The sequence below is a fragment of the Curtobacterium sp. MCBA15_013 genome, assembly GCF_001865095.1.
Classification (GTDB): domain Bacteria; phylum Actinomycetota; class Actinomycetes; order Actinomycetales; family Microbacteriaceae; genus Curtobacterium.
Genome location: NZ_MJGQ01000012.1, coordinates 1 through 6,089, shown reverse-complemented (window position 1 = coordinate 6,089; position 6,089 = coordinate 1). Strand labels below are relative to the sequence as shown.

5 protein-coding genes are annotated in these 6,089 nt (G+C 71.5%); 4 read left to right on the top strand and 1 reads right to left on the bottom strand.

Annotation, left to right across the window (positions count from 1 at the left end):
• Positions 1-193 precede the first annotated feature (193 nt).
• Positions 194-1,381 (bottom strand): helix-turn-helix domain-containing protein, encoded by a 1,188-nt coding sequence (locus BIV01_RS08775; protein ID WP_071302588.1) that lies wholly within the window; start codon positions 1,379-1,381, stop codon positions 194-196.
• A 66-nt stretch (positions 1,382-1,447) separates the two neighbouring features.
• Here BIV01_RS08775 and BIV01_RS08770 point away from each other — a divergent pair, with 66 nt between their 5' ends.
• From BIV01_RS08770 to pgi, 4 genes are all read left to right on the top strand, one after another.
• Entirely contained in the window at positions 1,448-1,753 is a 306-nt protein-coding gene (locus BIV01_RS08770) for a metal-sensitive transcriptional regulator (RefSeq protein WP_139199276.1), read from the top strand.
• 11 nt (positions 1,754-1,764) lie between these two features.
• On the top strand, positions 1,765-1,983 hold the full coding sequence (locus BIV01_RS08765) for a heavy-metal-associated domain-containing protein (protein WP_071302587.1): 219 nt from the start codon (positions 1,765-1,767) through the stop codon (positions 1,981-1,983).
• On the top strand, positions 1,980-4,205 hold the full coding sequence (locus tag BIV01_RS08760) for a heavy metal translocating P-type ATPase (RefSeq protein ID WP_071302586.1): 2,226 nt from the start codon (positions 1,980-1,982) through the stop codon (positions 4,203-4,205). Before BIV01_RS08765 ends, BIV01_RS08760 begins: the two co-directional genes overlap by 4 nt.
• A 145-nt stretch (positions 4,206-4,350) precedes the next feature.
• Positions 4,351-6,060 (top strand): glucose-6-phosphate isomerase, encoded by a 1,710-nt coding sequence (gene pgi / locus BIV01_RS08755; RefSeq protein WP_071302585.1) that lies wholly within the window; start codon positions 4,351-4,353, stop codon positions 6,058-6,060.
• Positions 6,061-6,089 lie beyond the last annotated feature (29 nt).

Below are 6,089 nucleotides of genomic sequence, written 5' to 3'. Positions count from 1 at the left end.
CGAAGCAGTCGTGGTGGTCGTCGTGTCAGCCATGTTCGTTCCTTCCGTAGACCCGCCGGGCGATCCCAGCGGTTGCTGTTCACGGATGAGACGGGGCCCACCAGACGTTCGTCACACGGAGGTGATCGGATTCAGGAACTTTTCAGAGACACCGCCGGATGCCGGTGTTTCCGTACCCCGGCTGGTGGGACGTTCAGCGGACTGCGCTGATTCCGTCCGTCTGGTTGCGTCCTGCAGCACCACGGATCGACCGCACGGCCGCCATCGGGGACTCGCCCCGTTCCTCCAGGAAGAGCTGCTGGAGCCGGCGCGGACGCACGCCCGCCGCGTCCGCGATCGCCTGCAGCGTCACCGGTTCGTCGGGGTGCGACTCGATGAACTCGACGGCCCGGCGGAGCCGCCAGGAGGCGCGGCCCGGCTTGGCGGCACGCGACGAGCGGAGCGTCGTGGCCGGGTCCTCGCCGTACCGGTCGCGGTACGCGCCGGCGAGGCGGCCGTGGTTCGTGAAGCCCCAGCGTCGGGCGATCTCGGTGACGCTCTCGTCGCCGTCCGAGTGCAGGAGCTCGCGTCGGACGCGGTCGAGCCGGTGGTCGCGGAGGAACCGGTGCGGGGTCGAGTCGAGCGTCCGCGCGAAGACGTCCTGCAGCCCCCGCTGGCTGAGCCCGCACGCGGCGGCGATCTCGGGGACCGAGGGGCGTTCGGCGGCGTGCTCCTCGATGAACCGCACCGCGTCCCGCAGACGGTTCGCCACCGGGACGTCCGATCCGCGGTTCCGGAGCGGGAAGGTGTCGAGGACGACGACGGCGAGCCGCCGGTTGAGGGCCGTCCGCATCGGCCCGAGCACGCGGTCGTCGACGAGCATCGGGCCGATCTCGCGGACGAGGTGGCGGAGGGGTTCCTGGCGCGCGACGGCCTCGTCCTGCTGCTCGAACAGGAGCGGCCCGTCGGGGAGGGCGAAGCCGAGGTCCCGCCCCACCGTGCGGAGGAACCGGTCGGCGATGTGCACGCCGTTGTAGACCGTGCCCGTGGACTCGAAGCGGTAGGCCTCGGACGCCGAGGCGATGTACGGGCTCCCGGGCTCCACCACGCGGGAGCGGTCCGCGAAGTGCATCTCGAGCTGGCCCCTGGTGAGCCAGAACACGACGTGGTCGTCCCGCGGGCCGATGACGCCACCGCGCTTCCCGCCCTCGGCGCGCATCGTGCGGAGCGTCAGGTCGTCGTCGCCCACGACCGTGTACTCGTAGCGGGCGTCCTCGGTCGCGAACGTGTCGGAGGCGAAGTCCGAGCCGTGGTACTCGGCCTCGAAGATGTCGGAGTAGTCCGAGCCGTCGGCGTCCGCGAACCGCAGCCTGCGGAAGCCGTTCGTCGCCGCCTCGGTCATGGGCGCATCCTGCCATGGTTGCGCGTTCGGCGTCAGGGAATACCCTAGGGGGGTACCGTATTGACCATGACGGAGGCCAGCATGCACGAACACGTCGGCTACATCGGCGACAAGGACGACCTGCTCAAGCGACTCCGCCGAGCCGAGGGCCAGGTCCGCGGCATCGCCCGCATGGTCGAGGACGAGACGTACTGCATCGACGTCCTCACCCAGATCTCCGCAGCGAACCGGGCGCTCGAGCGTGTCGCCCTGTCGCTGCTCGAGGACCACCTCAAGCACTGCGTCGCCGAGGCCGTCGCCGAGGGCGGCGAGGCCGCCGACGCCAAGGTCCGCGAAGCCAGCGAGGCCATCGCCCGACTCGTCCGCTCCTGAAGGGAACCACCATGAACACCGAACTGCTGCTCGTCGAGGGAATGACCTGCGACCACTGCGTGATGAGCGTCACCGAGGACCTCACCGAGCTCGACGGCGTGTCCGACGTCCGGGTGCGACTCGTCCCCGGCGGTGCGTCCGAGGTCACGGTGACCTCCGACGCCCCGGTGGCGTCCGACGCGCTCCGCGCCGCGGTCACCGAGGCCGGCTACGAGGTCGTGCGGTCGTGACGGACGGCGCGGTCGAACTCGACATCACGGGGATGACGTGCGCCTCGTGCGCGAACCGCATCGAACGGAAGCTCGGCAAGCTCCCCGGCGTCACGGCGACCGTGAACTACGCGACCGAGAAGGCCACGGTCTCCGGCAGCTCGGACACCGGCGCGCTCATCGCGGCCGTGGAGTCGGCGGGGTACGGGGCGTCCGTGCCCGCTCCGCCCGCACCGGACGACCCCGCCGCTCCGCGCGAGGACGATGCGTCCGCGGCGCTCCGGCAGCGCCTGGTCGTCTCGGCCGTCCTCGCCGTGCCCGTCGTCGTCCTGTCGATGGTGCCCGTGCTGCAGTTCCCGAACTGGCAGTGGCTGGCCCTCGCACTCGCCGCCCCCGTGGCCGTGTGGGGCGCCCTGCCCTTCCACCGCGCTGCGTGGGTGAACGCCCGGCACGGTGCCGCGACGATGGACACCCTCGTGAGCGTCGGCGTCCTGGCGGCGTTCGGGTGGTCGCTGTACGCGCTGTTCCTCGGTGACGCCGGGATGCCCGGCATGCACATGACCTTCTCGTGGTTCGCCACCGACCCCGAGGCGAGCGACCTGTACCTCGAGGTCGCGTCCGCCGTGACCGTGTTCATCCTCGCCGGGCGGTACATGGAGGCCCGCGCGAAGCAGCAGTCCGGGGCCGCGCTCCGCGCCCTGCTCGAACTCGGGGCGAAGGACGCGACGGTGCTCCGCGGGGGAACCGAGTCCCGCGTGCCCGCCGCCTCGCTCGTCGTCGGCGACGTGGTCGTCGTGCGGCCGGGGGAGCGGATCCCGAGCGACGGCACCGTGCGCGAGGGCTCGTCGGCCGTCGACCTCAGCATGCTCACCGGCGAGTCCGTGCCGGTCGAGGTCCGCCCGGGCGACGACGTCACCGGCGCCACGATCAACGTCGGCGGGCGGCTCGTCGTCACGATCACCCGGGTCGGAGCCGACACCGAACTCGCCCGCATGGGCCGTCTCATCGAGGACGCGCAGACCGGGAAGGCCGAGGTCCAGCGCCTCGCCGACCGGGTGTCCGGCGTCTTCGTCCCGATCGTCATCGGGCTCGCGGTGCTGGCCTTCGTCGGGTGGCTCGTCGTCGGCGGCTCCCTGACGGCGGCCTTCACCGCGGCGGTGGCCACGCTCATCATCGCCTGCCCCTGCGCGCTCGGACTCGCGACCCCGACCGCGTTGCTCGTCGGGACCGGCCGGGGATCGCAGCTCGGGATCCTCATCGGCGGTCCGCAGGTCCTCGAACAGACCCGCGGCGTCGACACGATCGTCCTCGACAAGACCGGCACGGTCACCACCGGGTCGATGGCCCTCCGCTCGGTCACCGGCACGCCGGACACCGACGACGCGGCCGTCCTCCGACTCGCCGCCGCGGTCGAGGACGGCTCCGAGCACCCGGTCGCGCGCGCGATCGTCACGGCCGCACGGGCCCGCGGACTCGACGTCGCCGGTGCGACGCAGTTCACCGCGACGCCCGGCGCCGGCGTCCAGGCGGTCGTCGACGGCGAGGTCGTGCTCGTCGGGACCGTCGCGTGGCTCGAGGCGTCCTGGGCGATCACGGTGCCCGACGCCGTGGCGCAGACGGTCCGGGCCGCCGAGGCGGACGGCGGCACGGCGGTCGTCGTCGCGTCGGGCGGACGCGCGCTCGGCGTGGTCGTCGTCGCGGACACGGTCAAGCCCGAGGCCGCCGACGCCGTCCGGCGCTTCGTGGAGCTCGGCCTGCACCCGGTGCTGCTCACCGGCGACAACGAGGGCGCTGCCCGAGCCGTCGCCGCCGCGGTCGGCATCGACGAGGTGCACGCTCGCGCCACCCCGACGTCGAAGCTCGAGACCGTCCGTCGCCTGCAGGCCGAGGGGCGCAGCGTGGCGATGGTCGGCGACGGCGTGAACGACGCCGCAGCCCTCGCCGCTGCCGACCTCGGCATCGCGATGGGGGCCGGCACGGACGCGGCGATCGCAGCGAGCGACATCACGGTGGTCAGCGGCCGCCTGACGGTCGTGGCCGAGGCGATCCGGCTGTCCCGAGCCACCCTGCGCACGATCAAGGGGAACCTGTTCTGGGCGTTCGCGTACAACGTGGCGGCGATCCCGCTCGCGATGGCGGGGCTGCTCAACCCGGTGCTCGCGGGTGCCGCGATGGCGTTCTCGTCGGTGTTCGTCGTGACGAACAGCCTGCGCCTGCGCCGCTTCACGCCGCTGCCCGGGTGACGCGCGCAGCGAACGCACCCCGTGCCTCCCGTCCGGCGGTGCGCGCCACCCGTCGGACGGCGCTACGCTCGAAGACGGTCCGCGACGCAGCGCTGCGGTGACCCGCGGGCTTGTACGTCTTGAAGGTGATCCCAGGAGGACCCAAGTGACCGAATCCGCTCCCGTCGACCCCACATCGACCGACGGCTGGAAGAAGCTCGCCGGCATCGCCGACGGCTTCACCCCGGACCTGCGAGGGTGGTTCGACACCGACCCCGGTCGTGCCGAGCGCTACACGTTCCAGGCCGCCGACCTGACCGTGGACCTGTCGAAGGGCCTCGTCACCGACGAGATCCTCCAGGACCTGCTGCAGGTCGCGAAGGACACCGGCGTCGCCGAGCGCTTCCAGGCAATGCTCGCCGGTGAGCACATCAACGCCACCGAGGACCGCGCCGTCCTGCACACCGCCCTCCGCCGCCCGAAGGGTGCCTCGCCGGCGCTCGTCGTCGACGGCCAGGACGTCGACGCCGACGTGCACGCCACGCTCGACAAGGTCTACGCATTCGCCACGAAGGTCCGCGACGGGTCCTGGACCGGTGTCACCGGCAAGCGCATCGAGACCGTCGTGAACATCGGCATCGGTGGCTCGGACCTCGGCCCGGTCATGGTCTACGAGGCCCTGAAGCCGTACGTGCAGCCCGGGCTCGAGGCGCGCTTCGTCTCGAACATCGACCCCGCGGACATCTACGAGAAGACCGCGGACCTCGACCCCGAGACGACGCTCTTCATCGTCGCGTCGAAGACCTTCGGCACGCTCGAGACGCTGACGAACGCCCGCCTCGCGCGGCAGTGGCTCTGGGAGCGGCTCGGCCTCACCGACGCCTCCGACGACGAGAAGTCGAACGCCGTCGCGAAGCACTTCGTGGCCGTCTCGACCGCGCTCGACAAGGTCGCCGCGTTCGGCATCGACCCGGAGAACGCCTTCGGCTTCTGGGACTGGGTGGGCGGTCGCTACTCGGTCGACTCCGCCATCGGCACGAGCGTCGTCATCGCCATCGGGCCGGAGAACTGGGAGCAGTTCCTCGCAGGCTTCCACGCCATCGACGAGCACGTCCGCACGACGCCGCTCGAGCAGAACGTCCCCGTCCTGATGGGCCTGCTCAACGTCTGGTACTCGAACTTCCTCGGCGCGCAGAGCCACGCGGTCCTGCCGTACACGCAGTACCTGCACCGCTTCGCCGCCTACCTGCAGCAGCTCACCATGGAGTCGAACGGCAAGCGCGTCCGCTGGGACGGCTCGCCCGTCACCACCGAGACCGGCGAGGTCTTCTGGGGCGAGCCGGGCACGAACGGCCAGCACGCGTTCTACCAGCTCATCCACCAGGGCACGCGACTCATCCCGACGGACTTCATCACGGTCGCGAAGCCCGCTCGTCCGCTCAAGGACGAGACCGGCGACGGCAAGGCCGTGCAGTCCGGGCAGGACGTGCACGCGCTGTTCCTCGCGAACTTCTTCGCGCAGACGAAGGCGCTCGCGTTCGGTAAGACCGCGGACGAGGTCCGCGCCGAGGGCACCACGGACGAGGCCATCGTCTCCGCCCGCACGTTCACCGGCAACAAGCCGTCGACGTCGATCCTCGCGCCGGAGCTCACCCCGAGCGTCCTCGGCCAGCTCATCGCGCTGTACGAGCACATCGTGTTCACCGAGGGCACCATCTGGGGCATCGACTCGTTCGACCAGTGGGGCGTCGAGCTCGGCAAGCAGCTGGCGCTGCAGATCGCTCCGGCGGTCGACGGCGACCAGGCTGCGCTGGACGCGCAGGACTCCTCGACGAAGGCGCTCATCGCCAAGTACCTGGAGCTGCGCGGCGAGTAACGCACGCACCTGACGGACAGGAGGCGCGG

Bases quoted from the DNA above. Each gene is read 5' to 3' on its own strand.
- BIV01_RS08770 (WP_139199276.1), top strand. From the start codon at position 1,448: ATGACGGAGGCCAGCATGCACGAACACGTCGGCTACATCGGCGACAAG.
- BIV01_RS08765 (WP_071302587.1), top strand. From the start codon at position 1,765: ATGAACACCGAACTGCTGCTCGTCGAGGGAATGACCTGCGACCACTGC.
- BIV01_RS08775 (WP_071302588.1), bottom strand. From the start codon at position 1,381: ATGACCGAGGCGGCGACGAACGGCTTCCGCAGGCTGCGGTTCGCGGAC.